Below are 19,846 nucleotides of genomic sequence, written 5' to 3' on the forward strand. Positions count from 1 at the left end.
AATCGTGGGCGCAGCCCGCCGCGCATCGACGGGCCGTCCGGACGGCACGGCGATTTGGCGAGGTCAGTGCAACACAGACAGGACAGAAGTGCGCGGCAGGGATAAAATGCCCATCACCCCTGTTGGATCGCCGCGCCACGGCCCGTCGATGCGCGGCTTATCAACGTAGGATATTACCGGTCGATCGTGTCGACGCCGACGCCCGGAATGACGAAGCGGTCGTCGCTGATCGAGACGCCGGTCTTCAGATCGCCCAGTACCACGGTGGTGCGGGTGCCGGTGTCGTCGGTGACGACCCATTGGCGCAGCTCGACCGGATTGTCGGTGAAGACGAGCTCGATGCTGCCGTAATCGGGGTTATCCGGATCCTGCGCGCGGACGGTGGTTGTCTTGCCGTCGCTGTCATGACCGGTGACCATGCGCTCGCGGGTGAAATCCACGTTGTTGGCCAGCACGATCTTCAGCGGCGTACGGTGCAGGGGATAGGCCTCGGGGCCGGTGTTCGACTTGGGGTCGATCACGCCGACGCGGGTGCCGTCGGCCAGCACCAGCGTCTCTTCGGGCGGATCGTATTCGAAGCGCACCCGGCCGGGGCGCTTGATGTAGATCTGGCCGGTCGAGATCGTCTGATCCTCGTTGATCTGGGTGAATTTTCCCTGGGCCGCCTGAAAGCTGTTCAGGTAGCTGGAAATCTCGCCCAGCGAGAGCTTCTCGGCCGCCGCGGGCAGGGCCGCGAGAGAGAGGGCGGCCGAGGCTAGGAGGGTACGGATCATGGTCATGAGGCCTATTTAGGGGTTGGCGCGGCGAATTGCACCATGGCGATCACGGAAATTTGCGGGGCAGGGGGGTGGTGGTGGCCGTGCGGGTGGTACGAGGCCCCGGGTCGAGCCCGGGGGCGGGGGATGATGGGCTGCGGCGGAGGCCCCGGCTCGGGGGCCGGGGCGGGCAGGGGGGTGTCCGTTCCGGACCTGATCCGGGACCTCTGGTGCGGGTGGTACGAGGCCCCGGGTCGGGACCGGGGCGGGGAGTGGTGAGAGGCCCCGGGTCGGGCCCGGGGCGGGGGGTTATTGCTCGGGGACGAGGATTTCGCGCTTGCCGACGTGGTTGGCCGGGCTGACGACGCCTTCGTCCTCCATCTGCTCGACGAGGCGCGCGGCCTTGTTGTAGCCGATGGCCAGCTTGCGCTGGATATAGGAGGTCGAGCATTTGCGGTCGGTGATGGCGATCTGGACGGCCTGGTCGTAGAGCGCGTCCTCGCCATCGGTGTTGCCGCCGGTGTTGAGGCCGAGCACCGCGTCGATGTCGCTGGCCTTCTCGTCCTCGGGGCCGTCCTGGACGCCGCCGACATAGTCGGGCGGGCCGTAGGCCTTGAGGTGGCTGACCACTTCCTCGACTTCCTCGTCCGAGACGAACGGCCCGTGACAGCGGGTGATCTTGCCGCCGCCGGCCATGTAGAGCATGTCGCCCATGCCGAGGAGCTGTTCGGCGCCCATTTCGCCGAGGATCGTGCGACTGTCGACCTTGGAGGTCACCTGGAAGGAGATCCTTGTGGGGAAGTTGGCCTTGATCGCGCCGGTGATGACGTCGACCGAGGGGCGCTGGGTGGCCATGATCAGGTGGATGCCGGAGGCGCGGGCCATCTGGGCGAGGCGCTGGATGCAGGCCTCGATCTCCTTGCCGGCGACCATCATCAGGTCGGCCATCTCGTCGACGATGACGACGATATAGGGCATTCTTTCGGGCGCGAATTCCTCGGTCTCGAAGACGGGTTCGCCGGTGTCGTCGTCGAAGCCGGTCTGGACGGTGCGCGAGAACATCTCGCCGCGCGAGAGCGCGTCGTCGACGCGGCTGTTGTAGCCGTCGATGTTGCGCACGCCCATCTTGGACATCTTGCGGTAGCGCTCCTCCATCTCGGCCACGACCCATTTCAGGGCGACCACGGCCTTCTTGGGGTCGGTCACCACGGGCGAGAGCAGGTGCGGGATGCCGTCATAGACGGAAAGCTCCAGCATCTTGGGGTCGATCATGATCAGGCGGCATTCCTCGGGCGTGAGCTTGTAGAGGAGGCTGAGGATCATGGTGTTGATGGCCACGGACTTGCCCGAGCCGGTGGTGCCGGCGATGAGCAGGTGGGGCATCTTGGCGAGGCTGGAGATCACCGGGTCGCCGCCGATATCCTTGCCGAGCGCGAGCGGCAGGCGCATGTTGCTGTCGCCGAAATCTCGGGAGGCGAGGAGTTCGCGCAGGACGACCATCTCGCGGTGATCGTTGGGCAGCTCGATGCCGATCACGCTACGGCCCGGCACGGTGGAGACGCGGGCCGAGAGCGCCGACATGGAGCGGGCGATGTCGTCGGCCAGCCCGATCACGCGGGAGGCCTTGAGGCCGGGCGCCGGTTCCAGCTCGTACATGGTGACGACGGGGCCGGGGCGGACCGAGACGATCTCGCCCTTGACGCCGTAATCGTCGAGCACGTTTTCCAGCATCCGGGCGTTTTCCTCGAGCGCCTCGTCGCTGAGGTGGAGGCGTTCGATCTTCGAGGGGTTGGTCAGCAGGCTGAGGGCGGGAAGCTCGAACTCGAAATCCAGCTTCTTCTCGAATTGCAGGGTGGGCTGGGCCTCGGCCTGGGCGCGGGTGGAGGGTTGCGGGGCCTTGCGCGGCGGGTGCTGCACGACCTTCTTCGGCTCGGCCGCGGGGAGGCGCGGACGGGCCTGCATCGCCGGTTCGGGGGTCATGTCGTCGCCGTCGAGAAAGGCGTTGTAATCGTCGTCATCCCAGGCGTCGTCCTGTGCATCGGCGGCGAAATCGTTGACGAATTGCGCGGGGGCCGGGGCCGCGGCCGCGGGAACATGGGCCGCGGTGAGCGGCGGCTCGGGCGGCAGTTTCGCGGTGCGCGGCGCCAGCAGCAGCGGATCGGGGCCACGGCCGCGTCCCTTGGTCAGCGGCTTGTCGTGGGGGATTTCCTGGATCGCGACCTCGTCCTCGGCCGGGCGGCGGCGCGAGCGGACGGCATCGGCGATCTTGGCGCGGATGCGGTCGGGGCCGGGGGTGTCGGGCATCTCGCCGTGGTAGGAGCGGTCGATCAGCTCGGGCTCGGGCTCCGGCTCGGGGCGGCGGATGAGCGAGGGCATCCGGGCCAGCAGGCCGCCGGATTTCTCGGGCTCGGGTTTGACGGCCTGCCTCGGGGGTGCGGCGGGGGCCGGGGCGGCCACGGGGTGCGGCGCGGCGCGGCGGGCGGCGGGCGCGGCGTGGAGGGCCGGCTCGGCCCGCAGCTTGCGGGTGGACGCGGCCGGCACGATGCGGGCGGCACGGTCCTCTTCCTCGGCATAGGCGGCTTCCTCGGCGCGGCGTTCGGCGCGGCGCTGGAGGTGGCCCTGGACGCCGGACTTGAGCCCCATCGAGGCCTGCGCCGCCCCGGTGGCGCCGCGGCCGAGGGCCGAGCGCAGGGCGACATAGGTCATGATCAGGCCGACCAGCAGGAAGCGGGCGGCGAGGAGGAGTTCGCGGCGCGAGGCGCCCAGCACGAAGAGGCCCACGGTGATGGCGAGGCCGGCCATGATCAGCGACAGGAGCTTGAGGCTGAGCCCCGCGCCGAAGGGCATGATGCCGAGGAAGGTGGCGAGAACGGTATCGCCGAAGAGCCCGCCGAGGCCGAAGCTGTGGGTGGCGACCCAGCTTGTGCCCGGCGTCAGCGTGGCGGCGAAGAGCGACAGCAGCGCCAGCCAGATCGGTGCGAAGATCAGCCGGCTGACCGCGCGGTCCTCGCCCCGGTGGAGGGTGAAGCGCAGGCCCCAGGCGCAGATCATGATGGCGAAGCCCAGCGCGCCCCAGCCGATCACCATGAACACGGTGGCCGCCAGCGAGGCGCCGAGATGGCCCATCCAGTTCTTCACCGGCGCGTCGGTGGCCGACATCCAGCTCGGGTCGTCGGGGTGGTAGGACAGGATCATCGCCGTCGCCATCATGCCGATCGCCAGCAGCACGAGCCCGGCAAGTTCCTTGCCGCGCTTCTCGATCGCCTCGGCCATCGAACTGTCAAGCAACGGGTCGCGCCCGCGTGTCTGGTATGCCATGTTTCGCCTCGTCCTCGTTCATGTGTAGAGACAGTCGCGCAGCCGTGTGAGGCCCTCCGCCATCTCGTCTTTTGGGGCCACCATCGCGGCCCGGATGTAGGTTTTGCCGGGGTTGCCGGCGTCTGTGTCGCGGCTGAGATAGGCGCCGGGGAGCACCCGGACGCCGGTCTTCTTCCAGAGCCGCAGCGCCGCGTCTTCGCCATCCGCCACGGGCAGCCAGAGGAAGAACCCGGCCTCGGGCGGGTTGTAGCCCGGCACGCGGTGCATGATCTCGTCGGCCAGCGCGTATTTCTCCTGGTAGAGCGCGCGGTTCTCGTCGACATGCGCCTCGTCGGCCCAGAGCTTTTCGGCGGCGCGCTGCAGCGGCATGGGCAGGGGCGAGCCGGCATAGGCGCGAAGCTGTTTCAGGCGGCGGATCGACTCCGGCCCGCCCGCCACGAAGCCCGAGCGCAGGCCCGGCAGGTTCGAGCGTTTCGACAGGCTGTGGAAGATCAGCACGCGCTCGGGGTCGGCGCCCATTTCCTTGGCCACCTGCAGGGCGCCCACGGGCGGCTCGTCCCGGTAGATCTCGGAATAGCATTCGTCGGCGAAGATCTTGAAATCGTAGAGCTCGGCCAGCCCGATCAGGTGGGCCCAGTCCTCGCGCGTGGCGATGGCGCCCTGCGGGTTGGAGGGCGAACAGAGATAGGCCACGGTGACCTGGTTGAGGATGTCGCCCGGCACCTCGCTGAAATCGGGCAGGAAGCCGTTTTCCTTGGTGGCGGGCAGGAACACGGGTTCGGCGCCGACGCTGAGCGCGGCGACCATGTAGACCTGGTAGAACGGGTTGGGGATGAGGACCATCGGCCACTTGCCGTTCTTCGCCTCGGGGCAGAGCGCCATCATGGCGTTGTAGAGCCCTTCGCGGGTGCCGTTGAGCGCCATGACCTGGGTGTCGGGCTTGAGCGTGACCTTGTATCGGCGCTTGACCCAGTCGCAGATCGACTGGCGCAGCTCGGGCGTGCCCTCGTTCGCGGGGTAGTTGCCGAACTCGTGGGCGTGATCCGTGATGACATCGGTGATCCATGCCGGAAACGGGTGTTTCGGCTCGCCAATGGTCATATGCAACGTGTCGCCGCCGGGTTTGTGCGAATCCAGCAACGCCCGCAAACGCGGGAATGCATATTCCGGTAGGTTCGAAAACCGCTCGGGAAACATCTCGTCCTGCCTCAGATACCGGGATCGTTGGTGCCCCGTTTGGATAAAATGTACCGGAGGACTTGCATCAGGTCCAGCGAAACCAATGCCTTGACAGAGGGTTGTGGCATTTTGGCAGTGGGTCAGGCCGGGGGTGGCAGGCGGCCCTCGCGGATGTGTTTCGCCAGCGATTCCATGTCGTTGGTGAGCGGGCGGTCGGTGTCGATCTGCGGCGAGAGGGCGCGGATGGCGCGGTAGAGGCGGGCCATGGGCGGGCCGAGATCGGCGGGGATGCCGCGCAGGTCGGCCGCCTGGGCGCCGACCATCAGCTCGATCGCGGTCAGGCGGCGGCCGAGGTCGTTGATGCGGGTGAGGGTGCGGGCGGCGACCGGGGCGGAGGTGAGGCTGTCCTCGACGCCGTTGGCGTTGATCGAGGGCCAGACGGGCTGGGGCATGGCGGCCTGGGTGATTTCGGCGGCAAGGTCCTCGGCCAGCTTGAGCACCGGCGCGAAGGCGTTGGAGCCGCTGTCGGGGCGGGCGAGGAAGAGCGGCAGGCCGGTGAAATCGGGGTCCATCATGCGGGCGATGCGGGCGACCTGGCCCATGGCGAGGTGCTGCCAGGCGCGGGAGACGGATTCGAGCGCGAGGCCCAGTTCGGTGCTGTGATAGGCGCCGCAGGAGATGACCTCGCCGGTTTCGGCGATGGCGATGGGGTTGTCGGAGGCGCCGTTGAGTTCGCATTCCACGACGGGCCGGGCGTTGGCGAGGGCGGCGGCGGTGCCGCCGTGGATCTGGACGGTGTTGCGGATGGAGAGCGGATCCTGCAGGCGGCGGGCGGTGCCCGGCTGCCAGAGCGCGGAGCCTTCGAGCTGGGTGCGCAGGCCCTCGGCGGCAATGGTCTGGCCGGGCAGGGGTTTGGCGGCGAGCGCCCGCGGGTCGAGTGGAGTGAGATTGGCGCGGAAGCCCTCCATGGTCAGGCAGGCCGCCGCCTGGGCCGCCGCGAAGCCCGTGAGCGCCGCGTCGAGCGCCAGCGCGCCGAGCCCGGCGGAAAAGCCCGTGTGGTTGGCGAGCGCCAGCCCGTCTCGCGGGGCCAGTTGCAGCGGTTCGATGCTGGCGGCGCGGAGCATGTCGGCGGCGGGGCCTTCGGTTCCGTCGGGGCATGTCATGCGGCCTTCGCCGATCAGCGCAAGCGCCACCGTGGCGTTGAGCACGAGGTCGCCGCCGCCGATTGAGCCGAGCCCGCCCGCGACGGGCACGAGGTTGGTGTCGAGGACCTTCGCCAGGTAATCCGCCACCTCCGGGCGCGCGCCGCTATAGCCGGTAAGCAGCGTGTTGAGCCTTGCCAGCATCAGGGCGCGGACGGTCTCGCGCGGCATCGGCTCGCCCACCGCATGGGCCCGGCCGCGGATGGTTTGCAGGGAGAAACCGGCGAGTGTGTCGGCATCCAGCGCCTCGGTCGAGCGCGCCCCGAGGCCGGTGGTGACGCCGTAGACGGGGATGCGGTTCTCGATGGCATGGTCGATCAGCGCGCGGGTCTCGCGCATCTTTGCCAGCCCGCTTTCGGCCAGCGCCACGCCGCCGGTGCCGCGCGCCGCCGCCGCCAATGCCTCGACCGTCAGCCCCGTCCCGTCCAGCACCAGCTTTGCCATGACCCGTCTTTCATCTTTCCCAAAATACTCAAATTCCGACGCAGGCCACGGGCGTCACACCAGCGCCTTTTCGACAGCGCTGGCCACGCGCAGGAGGTGTTCCTCGCCGAACGGCTTGCCGCAGAGCATCAGCCCGCAGCTTGGCGTGCCGGTGGGCAGGCTCATGGAGGCGAGCCCCATCAGGTTGGCGACGCGGGTGTTGCGCAGGGTGAGCAGGTTCTCGGTGACGTAGAACTCGTCATCGGTCATCAGGCGTTCGGCGTTGGGCGGCAGGTTGGGAGACGCGGGCAGGATCACCGCGTCGTAGCCCGCGACGCGCGCGTGCCAGTCGCGGCGGAGCTGTTCCAGCCGGCGCCACGCGGCCACGTAGGTGGGCGCGGTGACGTCGCGGCCGCCGCGGAAGCGTTCGAGGATGGGTTTGAACATCCGGTCCGGCGCGGCCTCGATCGTGTCGTGCCAGATGCCGTAGGCCTCGGCGGTGAAGAGGACGCCGGACATGGGCATGGCTTCTTCGATCTCGGGCGAATCGATGGGCTCGACGGTGGCGCCTGCGTCTTTCAGGCGCTCGACGGCGTTGGCATAGGCCTTGGCGGGCGCGTCGCGCACGTCGTCCATCACCACGGTCTGCAGGGCGGCGAAGCGGGCGCCTTTCAGTGACGTGCCATTGAGGTCGGCGGGTTTGGTGCCTTCGAGCGCGGCGAGGACGAGGGCGCAATCCTCGACCGAGCGCGACAGCGGTCCGACGGTGTCGAACTTCTCGCAAAGCGGCACGACACCGGTGAGCGGGATGCGGCCGGAGGTGGTTTTCAACCCCGTCAGGTCGTTCCAGGCCGAGGGGATGCGGACCGAGCCGCCGGTGTCGCTGCCGATGCCGCAGGCGGCGAGGCCGTGGGCCACGCTGGCCGCCGCGCCGGAGGAGGAGCCGCCGGGTACCGCCCCGGGGTCGTTGATGTTGGGGGGTGTCGCCGTCATCGGGTTGAGGCCGAGGCCGGAGAAGGCGAACTCGCTCATATGGGTCTTGCCGAGGCAGACGAGCCCCGCGCGGGTGGCGGTGGCGAGCACCGGCGCGTCATGCTCGGGCACGCGGTCTTCCAGCAGGCGGGAGCCGGAGCAGGTGGCGAGGCCGGCGGTGTTGAACAGGTCTTTCCAGCTGACCGGTACGCCGTCGAGCGGGCCGAGGCGGAGCTTTGCGTCGGCGCGGGCCTTGGCGGCCTTCGCCTCGGCGCGGGCGCGGTCATGGGTGACGATGGTGAAGATCCGGTCGCTTGCGGGGTGGGCGTCGATGGCGGAAAGGTAGGTGTCGCAGAGCGTGACCGGGTCGATCTCGCCCTTCTCGATGCCCCGGCCGAGATCGGCCGCCGTCATGTGTAGCCAGTCTTTCATGCCCGCTGTCCCTTCCTGCTTGCCTTCGGAAAGCGACCGTAGCGGCAGTGCGGCGCATGGACAATCCCGCCGGGCTGTCCATATTGAGGGGCATGAGCGATATGAGCGATATCCTGATCGTCGGCGGGGGCCTGAACGGCCCGGCGCTGGCGTTGGCGCTGGCCCAGGCGGGACGCCGCGTGACCGTGATCGATGCGTTGCCCGAGACCGTGCGCAAGAATGCCGCGTTCGACGGGCGGGGTTATGCGCTGGCGCTGGCCTCGGTGCGGCTGTTGCGGCGGATCGGTGTGTGGGAGCGGGTCGAGGACCACGCCCAGCCGATGCTGGAAATCAAGGTGTCGGACGGGCGCGCGGGGGAGGGGCCGTCGCCCTTCTTCCTGCATTTCGACCATGCCGAGATCGAGGAAGGCCCGATGGGGCACATGATCGAGGACCGGTACCTGCGGCGGGCCTTGCTTGAGGCGATGGGCGCGGCCGAGGAGATCACCCAGATCACCGACAGCGTGGCGGCGCAGGAGGTGGACGCGCGGGGCGTGACGCTGACGCTCGCGTCGGGGAAGCGTGTGTCGGGCCGGATGGTCGTGGGTTGTGACGGGCGCGCGTCGGGCACGGCGGCACGGGCCGGGATCAGGCGCACCGGCTGGGGCTATGGGCAGACGGCGCTGGTGGCGGCGGTGGCGCATGAGTTGCCGCATCACGGGATCGCGCACCAGTTCTTCATGCCGCCCGGGCCGCTGGCGATCTTGCCGCTGCCGGGGAACGTGAGCTCGATCGTGTGGAGCGAGAGCGAGGAGACGGCGGCGGCCTTTGCCGCGCTGGATGACGCCGATTTCATGGAGGTGCTGCGGCCGCGCTTCGGCGATTTTCTTGGGGAAATCCGCCTGAAGGGCAAGCGCTATACCTATCCCTTGGGCCTGACCATCGCCAACAGTTTCGTGGCCGAGCGGCTGGCGCTGGTGGGCGATGCGGCGCATGGGATGCATCCGATTGCCGGGCAGGGGCTGAATGCCGGGCTGCGCGATGTGGGGGCTTTGGCGCAGGTGCTGGGCGAGGCCGCGCGACGCGGCGAGGATTTCGCGGCGCCGGACGTGCTGGCGCGCTACCAGCAGTGGCGGCGGTTCGATACGGCGACGCTGGCTGCGGTGACGGATGCGACGAACCGGCTGTTTTCGAATGACAATCCGCTGCTGCGGCTGGGTCGCGATATCGGGATGGGCGTGCTTGGCGCGATGCCGGGGCTGCGGCGCGGGTTCATTCGCGAGGCGGCGGGGCTGACCGGGGATCTGCCGGAGTTGATGAAGGGCTGAGAGGGGGTAGGGGGCTCTGCCCCCAACGTTGAATTTCCCTTGCAAATTCAACGCCTCCCCCGGAGTATTTGGGCCAAGAAGAAGCTCAAGGCTGTGTGTATTCCAGCAGGCGGATGAACGTGTCGCCGTAGCGGCGTTCGTCGATCTGGGTGAGGCCGTATGGCGGGGTTATGTCGGCGCTTTCCTCCCAGACGATCAGGGCGTCATGGGCGATCCAGCCCTGGGCGATGGCGGCGGCGAGGGCCTGTTCGCCGAGACCCTTGCCGTAGGGCGGGTCGAGGAAGACGAGGGTGCAGGGCGCGGGGGCGGGGCCGGGTTTGCGGGCGTCGCGGGGGAGGGTCTGCGTCATGTCCTCGGCGCTGCAGAGGCGGATGTTCTCGCGGAGGAGTTTCTGGGCCGTGCGGCCGTTTTCGACGAAGGTGACATGGGCCGCGCCGCGGGAGACCGCCTCGAGCCCCAGCGCGCCGGTGCCGGCGAAGAGGTCGAGCACGCGGGCGTCGTCCAGCCGGTCGGCATGGGCGTTGGCGAGCACGTTGAAGAGGCTCTCGCGCACGCGGTCGGAGGTGGGGCGCAGATGCGCCGCCGCATCGCCGCGGCCCACCGAGGCGAGCCGGCGGCCGCGGAAGGCGCCGCCGATGATCCTCATGCCTTCAGGAGCGCCTTGAGGTCGGTGTCGACATTCTCGATGGCGTCGGGATCGGGGGATTTGCCGGCGTCGATCAGGCGCTTGCCGACCATGTAGGCGCGGGCGTCGTTCATGGCGTCGACGGCGAGCAGATTGTCGCCCTTGTAGTACCAGAAGGAGGCCGCGTTCTCATGCTCGCCCGGGCGGGCGATGACGCGGTCATAGCCGGTGTTGAGCCCGGCGATCTGCAGCTTGACGTCGTACTGGTCGGACCAGAACCACGGCTGGGGGACGTAAGCCTTGTCGGCGCCCATGATGTTCTCGGCCACCAGCTCGGCCATGTCGATGGCGTTGGGCACGCTTTCCTGCCGGATGCGGGCGCCGTCATGGGGGAAGGAGGCGCAATCGCCCGCGGCCCAGATGGCGGGGTCGGAGGTGCGGCCGTGTTCGTCGGTTTTTATGCCGTTCTCGACCTCGAGCCCGGCGGCCTCGGCCAGGGCGGTGGCGGGGGTGATGCCGACGCCGACGATGACGAAATCGGTCTCGATCTTCGTGCCGTCGGAGAGGCGGGCGCCGGTGACGTGGCCTTCGCCGGTGAGGGTGTCGAGGCCCACGCCTTCGCGGATGTCGACACCGTGGTCGGTGTGAAGCTTGCGGAAATAGTCGGAGGTTTCGCGGCAGGCGACGCGCTGGAGGATGCGGTCGGCCATTTCCACGAGCGTCACCTTGAGCCCGCGGGAGGCCGCGACTGCTGCCGCCTCGAGCCCGATATAGCCGCCGCCGACGATGAGCACGCGTTTGCCTTCGGTGAATTCGGGCGCCATCGTGTCGACATCGTTCAGGTCGCGCACCACGTAGACGCCGCGCAGCTCACCGCCGATGCTGCCGGGCAGGCGGCGGGGCACGGAGCCGGTGGTGAGCACGAGATGCTCGTAGGGGATGGATGTGCCGCCGGCGATGACCAGCTTGTTTTGCCGGTCGATGGAATCGACGCGGGTGTCGAGGTGCAGGTCGATCCCGTTCTCGCCGTAGAAGCTTTCGGGGCGGAGGAAGAGGCGTTCCAGCTCCATCTCGCCGAGGAGGTATTTCTTGGACAGCGGCGGGCGCTGGTAGGGGGGCGCGTGCTCTTCCCCGATAAGGGCGATCGGGCCCTCGTAACCCAGCGCGCGCAGTTTGGTCACCAGCGAGGCGCCGGCCTGCCCCGCTCCGATCACGACTATGCCGGGCATGCCCGTTCCTCCCGATTTATCATGGTCAGTTTGTCGACGTGACCCTATATCTACCCCCGATGGAAACGCAATTGATAGACAGGATGCGACAATGACGATCACTGTTGGCGACAAGCTTCCCGATGCAACGCTGGTTCAGATGGGGGGCGAAGGGCCGGAACCGGTCGAGCTGTCCTCGAAAACCGATGGGCGCAAGGTCGTGATCTTCGCCGTGCCGGGCGCGTTCACGCCCACCTGCCATTCGGCGCACGTGCCGAGCTTCATCCGCACCAAGGACCAGTTTGCCGAGAAGGGCGTGGACGAGATCATCTGCGTCAGCGTGAACGACCCGTTCGTTATGGGCAACTGGGGCGAGGCGACCGGTGCGTCGGACGCCGGGATCACCATGCTGGGCGATCCGGAGGCGAAATTCACCAAAGCGTTGGGCATGGAGTTCTCGGCCCCGCCCGCCGGGCTGATCGACCGCTCGAAGCGCTACGCGATGCTGGTGGAAGACGGCAAGGTGAGCCGTCTGAACCTCGAAGACAGCCCCGGCACCTGTGAAGTGTCGGCGGGCGAGGGCCTTCTGGCCGATATCTAAGCCCATCGGGCTTTGCCGGGGCGGGTGTCATGCCGCGCCCCGGCTTTCATTGTTCCAGAAATACTCAATTCCCTTGGCCTGCCACGTGCGGCGGCGTCAGAAGGTCGCGCAGGAGCGCCACCGGGTGCGCCTTGAGCGAGAGCCTTGTGGCGACGTAATCCTCGACCACCTCCTCGCCCAGCGTCATCTGCGGCAGGTGGGCCGCGGGCTCGTGGATCGCCTCGCCCTCCATGTCGCCGGCGAAGAGGGGCAGGGGTTTGTCGCCGGCGAGCGCGCGGGCCTCCCATAGGGCGTTGCGGCGGGTGAGGCCCAGGTCGGCGAAGGCGTCGGCCTCGGCCAGCCGGGTGAGGGTGGCGGGCGGCACGCCGGCGCGGCGCCAGATGTCGGAGACCTGCGTGTAGCCGTTGCCGCGGGCGGCCGTGATCCAGCCCGCGTCTTCCTCGGACAGGCCCTTGACCTGCCGGAAGCCGAGGCGGAGGGCGAGGGCGCCGCGTTCGTCGGGTTCGAGGACGTTGTCGTAGTAGCTGGATTGCACGCAGACCGGCCGCACCTCGACCCCGTGGTCGCGGGCGTCGCGGACGATCTGGGCCGGGGCGTAGAAGCCCATCGGCTGGGAGTTGAGCAGCGCGCAGGCGAAGACGGCGGGGTGGTGGCGCTTGATCCAGGCGCTGGCATAGACCAAGAGCGCGAAGGAGGCCGCGTGGCTTTCGGGGAAGCCGTAGGAGCCGAAGCCCTCGATCTGGGAAAAGCAGCGTTCGGCGAAGTCGGCATCGTAGCCGTTTTTCGCCATGCCGGAGAGGAAGCGGGTGCGGAATTCGCTGACCGAGCCGTTCTTCTTGAAGGTGGCGAGCGAGCGGCGGAGGCGGTCGGCCTCCTCGGGGGTGAAGCCCGCGCCGGTGATGGCGATCTGCATCGCCTGTTCCTGGAAGAGCGGCACGCCGAGGGTCTTGCCGAGGACCTGGCCCAGCTCGTCGGAGGGGAATTCGACGGCCTCCTCGCCGTTCCGCCTTCGGATATAGGGGTGGACCATGTCGCCCTGGATCGGGCCGGGGCGGATGATGGCGACCTCGATGACGAGGTCGTAGAAGCAGCGCGGCCGCATCCGGGGTAGGAAGTTCATCTGGGCCCGGCTTTCCACCTGGAAGACGCCGATGCTGTCGGCCGCGCAGAGCATGTCGTAGACGGCCGGGTCTTCGGGCGGCAGGGTGGCCAGCGTGTAGCTTTGCCCGTGGTGCTGTTCGAGCAGGTTGAAGGCCTTGTGGATGCAGGTGAGCATGCCAAGCGCCAGCACGTCGACCTTGAGGATGCCGAGGCTGTCGATATCGTCCTTGTCCCAGCAGATGACAGTGCGGTTTTCCATGGTGGCGTTCTCGATCGGGACCAGTTCGTCGAGCCGCCCCTCGGTGATGACGAAGCCGCCCACGTGTTGCGAGAGGTGGCGGGGGAAGCCCTCGATCTCGCGCATCAGCTCCATCGTCTGGCGCAGGCGGGGGTCGTCGGAGTCGAGGCCGATTTCCTGAAGCCGCTGGCGTTCGAGGTTGCCGGCGGCGAAGAAGCCCCAGAGTTGGGACGACAGCGCGCCGACGGTGTCTTGTGAGAGGCCCATGGCGGCGCCCACCTCTCGGATGGCGCGTTTGCCGCGGTAGTGGATGACCGTGGCGCAGAGCCCGGCGCGGTGGCGGCCGTAGCGCTCGTAGATGTGCTGGATGACCTCCTCGCGGCGTTCATGTTCGAAATCCACGTCGATATCGGGGGGCTCGTTCCGGGCCTCGGAGACGAAGCGTTCGAAGACCATGGTGCCGGTTTCGGGCGACACGCTGGTCACGCCGAGGCAGTAGCAGACCACCGAGTTGGCCGCCGAGCCGCGCCCCTGGCAGAGGATGTCGCGGGAGCGGGCGAAGGCGACCACGTCGTTCACGGTGAGAAAGTAGGGCTCGTATTTCAGCTTGGCGATGAGGGCGAGCTCGTGTTCGAGCATGTTTTTCACCTTCTCGGGCGCGCCGTAGGGGTAGCGCCAGCGCAGCCCTTCACAGGCGAGGCGGCGCAGGCGGCTGGCGGGGGTTTCGCCGTCGGAGAGCTCGCTCGGGTATTCGTAGCGCAGCTCGTCGAGGGAGAAGGTGAGGGTGTCGGCGAGCTGGGCGGTGCGGTGGACGGCGTCTTCGTGGCCGGGGAAGAGGCGGAGCATTTCGGTGTGGGACCGCAGGCGGCATTCTCCGTTGGCCAGCGCGTCGCGGCCGAGGCTTTCCACCCGGCGGCCGGTGCGGATGGCGGTCAGCACGTCGGCGAGGCGGCGGCGGCGGGCGTGGTGCATCATCGGCGTGGCCGAGGCGATGGTGGGCAGGCCGAGGCGGCGGGCGAGCTCGGCCAGCGTGTCGAAGCGGGCCCGGTCCTGCCCGTCGTAGCGGGGGGACATGAGAAGGTGCATGTCGGCGCCATGGCGGCGGATGAGGCGGCGGGTGTGGCGGGCCCAGTCGCGCTTGTCCTGGGGCCCGGGCGGGTGGAGGAGGAGGGCCATGTGGCCGCCGTTTTCCAGCAGGTCGGCGATGGTCAGGCGGCAGGTGCCCTTCTCGGCGCGCAGGCGGCCGGTGCTGATCAGCCGGCAGAGGCGCGCCCAGCCGGTGCGGTCGCGCGGCAGGGCGGTGAGTTCGATGCCTTCGGTGAGGCAGAGGCGGGCGGCGGGGATGAGACGGGGCGTGATGGCCCATGCGGGCGGTTGCGGATCGGGGGCGGGCGGGCCGATGGGGCCGTCCTGCGATTCGAGCGCGCGGCGTTCGGCGACCTGTCGGGCGATCTCGCGGGCTTCGGTGTGGGCGCGGACGATGCCGGCCACGGAATTGGTGTCGGCGATGGCGAGCGCGGGCAGGCCGAGAAAGGCCGCCCGGCTTATGTATTCCTCGGGGTGGGAGGCGCCGGTCAGGAAGGTGAAATTGGAGGTGGCGGAGAGTTCGGTGAACATGATCCGGGGAGTATATTCACGTTTTGTTCTTATTTGGAGTCGGAAGTTGGAGGTATCTGTTCCCGGCCTGACCCGGGACTTCTGGCGGCTAGGTCGCGAGGCCCCGGCTCGGGGGCCGGGGCGGGTTGGGAGCGGCGGTGAAGGTGGTTTGGAGAACTGCTGCCCGTCCCGGGCTTGACCCGGGACCTCTGGTGGTTGAGGGGCGAGGCCCCGGCTCGGGGGCCGGGGCGGGTTGGGAACGGCGGTGAAGGTGGTTTGGAGAACTGCTACCCGTCCCGGGCTTGACCCGGGACCTCTGGCGGCTGGGTCGCGAGGCCCCGGCTCGGGGGCCGGGGCGGGTTGGACGCGGTGGTGAAGGCGGTTTGGAGGACTGCTGCCCGTTCCGGGCCTGACCCGGGAACTCTGGCGGTTGAGGGGCGAGGCCCCGGCTCGGGGGCCGGGGCGGGGATGGGCTCAGGCCACGCTGGCGATGGTGGCGCGGAGGGTGGCGAGGCCGTCGCCCTTTTCGCTGGAGGTCAGGATGATCTCGGGGAAGGCGGCGGGGTGTTTCGCGAGCTTGCCGCGGACCTGTGTCAGTACTGCCTCGCGGTCCTGAGCCTTGACCTTGTCGGCCTTGGTCAGGACGCATTGGAAGGTGACTGCGGCGGAATCGAGGAGGGAGAGGATTTCCTCGTCGACCTCCTTGATGCCGTGGCGGGCGTCGATCAGCACGAAGGCGCGGCGCAGGGTGGCGCGGCCGGAGAGGTATTGCTTCAAGAGCGCCTGCCACGCCGCGACCTTGGGCAGGGGGGCGTTGGCATAGCCGTAGCCGGGCAGGTCGACGAGGTAGTGGCTGTCGCCCAGGGCGAAGTAGTTGATTTCCTGCGTGCGGCCCGGCGTGTTGGAGGCGCGGGCGAGGGCCTTTCGGCCCGTCAAAGCGTTGATCAGCGAGGATTTTCCGACGTTCGAGCGGCCAGCGAAGCAGACCTCGGCCCGGTCGGCGGGGGGCAGGCCGGACATGGCGACCACGCCTTTCACGAAATCGACCGGCCCGGCAAAGAGCTTGCGGCCGGTCTCGGACGCGTGCTGGTCGGGCTCGGAGGCGAGGGGGAAGGGGAGTGCCATCAGAGCGGTTCGACGGTGTCGCCGGTGGCGATCTCGCCGGTCTTGGTGACCACGGCGTAGAGGCCGAAATCCTGGTGGCCGTGGACGGATTTGAGCGCGCCCAGCGTGTCGGCATCGCGCGCGCCGGTGGCCGGGTTGGCGGTGGTGGCGAGGCAGCGGACGATGGGTTCGCGCACCTCCAGCTCGGCGGTGCCGATGCGGAGGGTCTTGCCGACGAGGTCGAACTCCGACCAGGCCGGCAGGCCCGAAAGGTGGATGTTGGCGCGCCAGCGGAGCGGCGAGAGATCCTGCTCCATCTGTTCGCCCAGCGCCTCGTTCGAGGCGAGGTTGATCAAGCTGATGGAGGGGAAATCGCTGTCGGTCATGCCGCGGCCCTCGACCCGGACGATGCGGGCGGACTGGGCGCGGTTTTCCGGCATGAGGGGGCGGACCCAGTCGAGGAAGGCGCGCGCCTCGCTCTCGGGGTCGAAGGTGAGGTCGGGCCGGTCGGGATGGGTGAGGGTGACCGTGCCGGCGGCCTCGTCCGTGCGGGCGTCGATCGCCATCAGGGCGGGCACCTTGGCGCCGCGGGAAAACTCGGCGCAGGGGGCCCAGGCCGAGCCGTCGGCGCGGGCCGCCTCGTGGGCGACGGCCCAGCGCCGGTCATAGGGCATGGTCTGGCCCTCGGTCAGGGTGACGCGGCCGAGTTCCTCGCGCCCGTGGCCCTTGATCGGGTGACGCCAGAGCGCGGCGACCGTGATCATCACTTGCCCCCGGACTTCTTCGGTTTCTTGGCGTCCTCGGAGGCTTTCGGCTTCTTCTTGAAGCTCGACTTGATGTTGCCGAAGACATCCGGTTTGTAGCCCTGGCTGCGCATGATCAGGTATTGCTGGGCGAAGGTGATGGTGTTGTTCGCGATCCAGTAGAGGACCAGCCCGCTGGCGAAGCTGCCGAGCATGAACATGAACACCCACGGCATCCAGGCGAAGATCATCTGTTGCGTCGGGTCGGTGGGGGCCGGGTTCAGTTTCTGCTGCAGCCACATCGAGACGCCGAGACCCAGGGGCAGGATGCCGATGAAGATCAGCGCGAGGATCGAACCGGGTTCCGGCGCGGCCCAGGGCAGCAGGCCCCAGAGGTTGTAGAGCGACGAGGGATCGGGCGCCGAGAGGTCGCGGATCCAGCCGATCCACGGCGCGTGGCGCAGTTCGAGCGTGACGAAGATCACCTTGTAGAGCGAGAAGAAGATCGGGATCTGCAGCAGGATCGGCAGGCAGCCCGAGGCGGGGTTCACCTTTTCCTTCTTGTAGAGCGCCATCATCTCCTGCTGGAGCTTCTGGCGGTCGTCGCCGGCGCTTTCCTTGATCTTCTCCATCTGCGGCTGGAGTTCCTTCATCTTCGCCATCGAGACGTAGGACTTGTACGCGAGCGGCAGCAGCAGCGCCTTGATGATGAGCGTCAGCGCGATGATCGCCCAGCCCATGTTGCCGATCATGGCGTTGAGCCAGTGCAGCACGGCGAAGATCGGCTTGGTCAGGAAGAAGAACCAGCCCCAGTCGATCGAATCGAGGAATTTCGGGACGTCCTGCTCGTTCTGGTATTCGCGGATGGTAGCCCATTCCTTGGCCCCGGCGAAGACGCGGGTCGCGCTGGTGGCGGTCTCGCCGGCGGCGAGGGTGACGGTGGGGTGGCGCGCGGTGGTCTGGTAGATGTCGCGGCGGCCGTCGCGGAAGGTGCTGATCTTGGTGCCGGCGCGCTGTTCGGGAATCAGCGTGGTCATCCAGTAGTGATCGGTGAAGCCGGTCCAGGCGGCCTCTTCCACGGCGAGGGTTTCGTGGTTCGAGGCGGGCTCGAAATCGTCGTAGTCGATCTCGGTCAGTTCGCCGTCGACGATGCGGATGCCGCCCTCGTGCAGGATGAAGAAGTTCTTCAGGTCGGGCGGCGTGCCGTGGCGGGCGAGGATGCCGTAGGGGGCCAGCGAGCGGGTGTCGTCGCCGGTGTTCTCGACCGACTGGGTGACGGTGAACATGTACTTGTCGTCGACGCTCATCTCGCGGCGGAAGGTCAGGCCGGCGCCGTTGTCCCAGGTCAGCACGATGGGGCTGTCGGGGGTGAGCGTGCCGTCGCCTTCGAGCTCCCACAGGGTGTTGGCGCCGGGCACTTCGTCACGCGAGAGGCCGCTGCCGGGGGCCCAGCCGAAGAGCGCGTAATAGGGGTTTTCGCTGCCGACGGGTGAGAGCAGGGTGACGATGTCGGAATCGGGATCGAGGGTTTCGCGGTAGTCCTTGAGCGCGAGCTGGTCGATGCGGCCGCCGCGGAGCGAGATGGAGCCCAGAAGCTCGGGCGTGTCGATCCGGACGCGGGGCGCCTCGTCCTCGGCGGGGGCCTCCTCGGTGGCGGCGGCGGTGGCGGAACCGGTGTCGGTGCCGGGATCGGCCGAGCCGGGGGCTACGGCGACATCGCCGGCCGTGTCGGTGCCCTGCTGGCCGGTCTGCTGGGTGGTTTCCTGCGTCGTCGTGTCGGCCGTGTCCGTCGCCTCGGGCGGCGGGAACAGCACGAACCACAGCAAGATCACCACGAAGCTGAGCGCGGTTGCAAGGATGAGGTTCTTGTTCTGGTCGTCCATCGCCAGCGGCACCCGTGGTTGAGAAAGTTTGACGGGGTTCAACAGAGTGCGGGACGAAAGGTCAAGGGGATTCAGGGCAATTCGCGGCCGGGTGCGGCCAGATGCCGTGGCCTCAGACCGCGCCCTTGCGCAGGTCGGGCGGGGCCTGAAGCTTGCCCGTGTGGGTGCGCAGCCAGGGCAGCGTGGCCTCGGGGGGCATGGGCCGGGCGATGCCGAACCCCTGCACGTGCGCACATCCGAGCTGGGCCAGGAGGGAGTGTTCGCCGGCGGTTTCCACCCCTTCGGCGAGGGTTTCGAGTTCGAGCTGTTCGGCCATGGTCAGGATCGCCGCGACCATGCGCTGCTGGCGCGGGTCGGTGTCGATGCCGCGCACGAAGGAGCGGTCGATCTTGAGCCGGTCGATGGAAAACCGCTTGAGCGAGGAGATCGAGGCGTGGCCGGTGCCGAAATCGTCGAGGTCGATGCGGCAGCCGAGGTCGGAGAGGCGGCGGATGTTGCGGGCGGTCTCGTCATCCGGGGAGGTGGAGACGACGGTTTCGAGAATCTCGATCTTGAGGCGGGACGGGGCGAGGTCGTGGCGGTCGAGCTCCCACGCGACGGTGTCGGCCAGCGCCGGGTCGCGCAGGTCGGTGGGCGAGAAGTTGACGCCGACGCCGGGGATGGTGAACCCGGCCTCTTGCCAGCGGCCGAGCGCCTCGAGCGCCTCGCGCAGCATGATCGCCTGCAGCGTGCCGGTCAGGCCGGCCTTCTCGATATGCGGCAGGAAGGTGCCGGGCAGGAGGACGCCGCGCTGGGGATGGTGCCAGCGCGCCAGCGCCTCGAACCCAGAAACCAGCCCGGTGTCGGTAGACAGTTGCGGTTGGAACCAGGGCACGATCTGCCCCTTCTCCAGCGCGGACGCCAACTCGTCCGCCAGCCGGTCGGGTGTCGTTGGCCCATGCGCCATGTCGGGCGCATAGGCACGGATCGCCGAAGGTGCGTTCGCGCGTGCGACCTCAAGCGCAAGATTGGCGGCGGTCAGCATTTCCTGCGCGTTTGCGCCGCGCAACTGGCTGTCCAGCACGAACCCAAGCGAGCAGGACAGGTAAACGGCCTGCGCATCCAGCGATACGGGTTCTTCCACACGGGTTTGCAACCGTCCCGACATTTGCACTGCCAC

14 protein-coding genes are annotated in these 19,846 nt (G+C 68.5%); 2 read left to right on the forward strand and 12 right to left on the reverse strand.

Annotated features, from left to right (window positions below; genetic code table 11):
* Nucleotides 1-173: 173 nt before the first annotated feature.
* The 5 genes from RLN94_RS16105 to RLN94_RS16125 form a co-directional block, all read right to left on the reverse strand.
* Nucleotides 174-779, reverse strand: a complete 606-nt coding sequence (locus RLN94_RS16105) for a LolA family protein (protein WP_350158756.1) — start codon at nucleotides 777-779, stop codon at nucleotides 174-176.
* A 285-nt stretch (nucleotides 780-1,064) separates the two neighbouring features.
* Nucleotides 1,065-4,073 carry a DNA translocase FtsK gene (locus RLN94_RS16110; protein ID WP_350169256.1) on the reverse strand — a complete coding sequence of 1,003 codons (3,009 nt, stop codon included), beginning with the start codon at nucleotides 4,071-4,073 and terminating at the stop codon, nucleotides 1,065-1,067.
* 18 nt (nucleotides 4,074-4,091) lie between these two features.
* On the reverse strand, nucleotides 4,092-5,270 hold the full coding sequence (locus tag RLN94_RS16115) for an aminotransferase class I/II-fold pyridoxal phosphate-dependent enzyme (protein WP_350129424.1): 1,179 nt from the start codon (nucleotides 5,268-5,270) through the stop codon (nucleotides 4,092-4,094).
* A 122-nt stretch (nucleotides 5,271-5,392) separates the two neighbouring features.
* Nucleotides 5,393-6,898, reverse strand: a complete 1,506-nt coding sequence (locus RLN94_RS16120; RefSeq protein WP_350129420.1) for an aromatic amino acid lyase — start codon at nucleotides 6,896-6,898, stop codon at nucleotides 5,393-5,395.
* A gap of 54 nt (nucleotides 6,899-6,952) precedes the next feature.
* Nucleotides 6,953-8,281 (reverse strand): amidase, encoded by a 1,329-nt coding sequence (locus tag RLN94_RS16125; RefSeq protein WP_350129417.1) that lies wholly within the window; start codon nucleotides 8,279-8,281, stop codon nucleotides 6,953-6,955.
* Nucleotides 8,282-8,373: 92 nt separating this feature from the next.
* On the opposite strand from RLN94_RS16125, the gene RLN94_RS16130 reads away from it, so the two are divergent.
* Nucleotides 8,374-9,588, forward strand: a complete 1,215-nt coding sequence (locus RLN94_RS16130; RefSeq protein ID WP_350129414.1) for an FAD-dependent monooxygenase — start codon at nucleotides 8,374-8,376, stop codon at nucleotides 9,586-9,588.
* 85 nt (nucleotides 9,589-9,673) lie between these two features.
* Here RLN94_RS16130 and rsmD read toward each other — a convergent pair whose 3' ends face one another.
* Both rsmD and RLN94_RS16140 read right to left on the reverse strand, forming a co-directional pair.
* Nucleotides 9,674-10,234 carry a 16S rRNA (guanine(966)-N(2))-methyltransferase RsmD gene (rsmD, locus tag RLN94_RS16135; protein WP_350129411.1) on the reverse strand — a complete coding sequence of 187 codons (561 nt, stop codon included), beginning with the start codon at nucleotides 10,232-10,234 and terminating at the stop codon, nucleotides 9,674-9,676.
* Nucleotides 10,231-11,442, reverse strand: a complete 1,212-nt coding sequence (locus tag RLN94_RS16140) for an NAD(P)/FAD-dependent oxidoreductase (protein ID WP_350129408.1) — start codon at nucleotides 11,440-11,442, stop codon at nucleotides 10,231-10,233. The genes rsmD and RLN94_RS16140 overlap by 4 nt, the downstream gene beginning before the upstream one ends.
* Nucleotides 11,443-11,533: 91 nt before the next feature.
* Between RLN94_RS16140 and RLN94_RS16145 the strand changes: the two genes are divergently transcribed.
* On the forward strand, nucleotides 11,534-12,022 hold the full coding sequence (locus RLN94_RS16145) for a peroxiredoxin (RefSeq protein ID WP_350129405.1): 489 nt from the start codon (nucleotides 11,534-11,536) through the stop codon (nucleotides 12,020-12,022).
* A 64-nt stretch (nucleotides 12,023-12,086) separates the two neighbouring features.
* Here RLN94_RS16145 and RLN94_RS16150 read toward each other — a convergent pair whose 3' ends face one another.
* The 5 genes from RLN94_RS16150 to RLN94_RS16170 all read right to left on the reverse strand — a co-directional run.
* The gene (locus tag RLN94_RS16150) at nucleotides 12,087-14,978 is read right to left on the reverse strand and encodes an error-prone DNA polymerase (RefSeq protein WP_350129402.1); all 2,892 of its coding nucleotides are present in this window, start codon (nucleotides 14,976-14,978) and stop codon (nucleotides 12,087-12,089) included.
* A 453-nt stretch (nucleotides 14,979-15,431) separates the two neighbouring features.
* Nucleotides 15,432-16,082: a ribosome biogenesis GTP-binding protein YihA/YsxC gene (gene yihA / locus RLN94_RS16155; protein ID WP_350129399.1), complete on the reverse strand. Its 651-nt coding sequence runs from the start codon at nucleotides 16,080-16,082 to the stop codon at nucleotides 15,432-15,434.
* Complete coding sequence (locus tag RLN94_RS16160) at nucleotides 16,082-16,825, reverse strand: MOSC domain-containing protein (protein WP_350129395.1); 744 nt, start codon at nucleotides 16,823-16,825, stop codon at nucleotides 16,082-16,084. Before RLN94_RS16160 ends, yihA begins: the two co-directional genes overlap by 1 nt.
* Nucleotides 16,825-18,687 carry a membrane protein insertase YidC gene (gene yidC / locus RLN94_RS16165; RefSeq protein WP_350158527.1) on the reverse strand — a complete coding sequence of 621 codons (1,863 nt, stop codon included), beginning with the start codon at nucleotides 18,685-18,687 and terminating at the stop codon, nucleotides 16,825-16,827. Before yidC ends, RLN94_RS16160 begins: the two co-directional genes overlap by 1 nt.
* 112 nt (nucleotides 18,688-18,799) lie before the next feature.
* Nucleotides 18,800-19,846: putative bifunctional diguanylate cyclase/phosphodiesterase (locus tag RLN94_RS16170; protein WP_350169261.1), on the reverse strand; the 1,047-nt coding region annotated here is incomplete at its 5' end.

It is taken from the genome of Roseovarius sp. (genome assembly GCF_040223625.1).
Taxonomy (GTDB): Bacteria; Pseudomonadota; Alphaproteobacteria; order Rhodobacterales; family Rhodobacteraceae; genus Roseovarius.

What these genes read in the sequence shown, in the direction of transcription:
- RLN94_RS16125 (WP_350129417.1), bottom strand. Translation starts at nt 8,281, where the DNA reads ATGAAAGACTGGCTACACATGACGGCGGCCGATCTCGGCCGGGGCATC.
- RLN94_RS16140 (WP_350129408.1), bottom strand. Translation starts at nt 11,442, where the DNA reads ATGCCCGGCATAGTCGTGATCGGAGCGGGGCAGGCCGGCGCCTCGCTG.
- RLN94_RS16110 (WP_350169256.1), bottom strand. Translation starts at nt 4,073, where the DNA reads ATGGCATACCAGACACGCGGGCGCGACCCGTTGCTTGACAGTTCGATG.
- rsmD (WP_350129411.1), bottom strand. Translation starts at nt 10,234, where the DNA reads ATGAGGATCATCGGCGGCGCCTTCCGCGGCCGCCGGCTCGCCTCGGTG.
- yihA (WP_350129399.1), bottom strand. Translation starts at nt 16,082, where the DNA reads ATGGCACTCCCCTTCCCCCTCGCCTCCGAGCCCGACCAGCACGCGTCC.
- yidC (WP_350158527.1), bottom strand. Translation starts at nt 18,687, where the DNA reads ATGGACGACCAGAACAAGAACCTCATCCTTGCAACCGCGCTCAGCTTC.
- RLN94_RS16105 (WP_350158756.1), bottom strand. Translation starts at nt 779, where the DNA reads ATGACCATGATCCGTACCCTCCTAGCCTCGGCCGCCCTCTCTCTCGCG.
- RLN94_RS16160 (WP_350129395.1), bottom strand. Translation starts at nt 16,825, where the DNA reads ATGATCACGGTCGCCGCGCTCTGGCGTCACCCGATCAAGGGCCACGGG.
- RLN94_RS16120 (WP_350129420.1), bottom strand. Translation starts at nt 6,898, where the DNA reads ATGGCAAAGCTGGTGCTGGACGGGACGGGGCTGACGGTCGAGGCATTG.
- RLN94_RS16150 (WP_350129402.1), bottom strand. Translation starts at nt 14,978, where the DNA reads ATGTTCACCGAACTCTCCGCCACCTCCAATTTCACCTTCCTGACCGGC.
- RLN94_RS16145 (WP_350129405.1), top strand. Translation starts at nt 11,534, where the DNA reads ATGACGATCACTGTTGGCGACAAGCTTCCCGATGCAACGCTGGTTCAG.
- RLN94_RS16115 (WP_350129424.1), bottom strand. Translation starts at nt 5,270, where the DNA reads ATGTTTCCCGAGCGGTTTTCGAACCTACCGGAATATGCATTCCCGCGT.
- RLN94_RS16130 (WP_350129414.1), top strand. Translation starts at nt 8,374, where the DNA reads ATGAGCGATATGAGCGATATCCTGATCGTCGGCGGGGGCCTGAACGGC.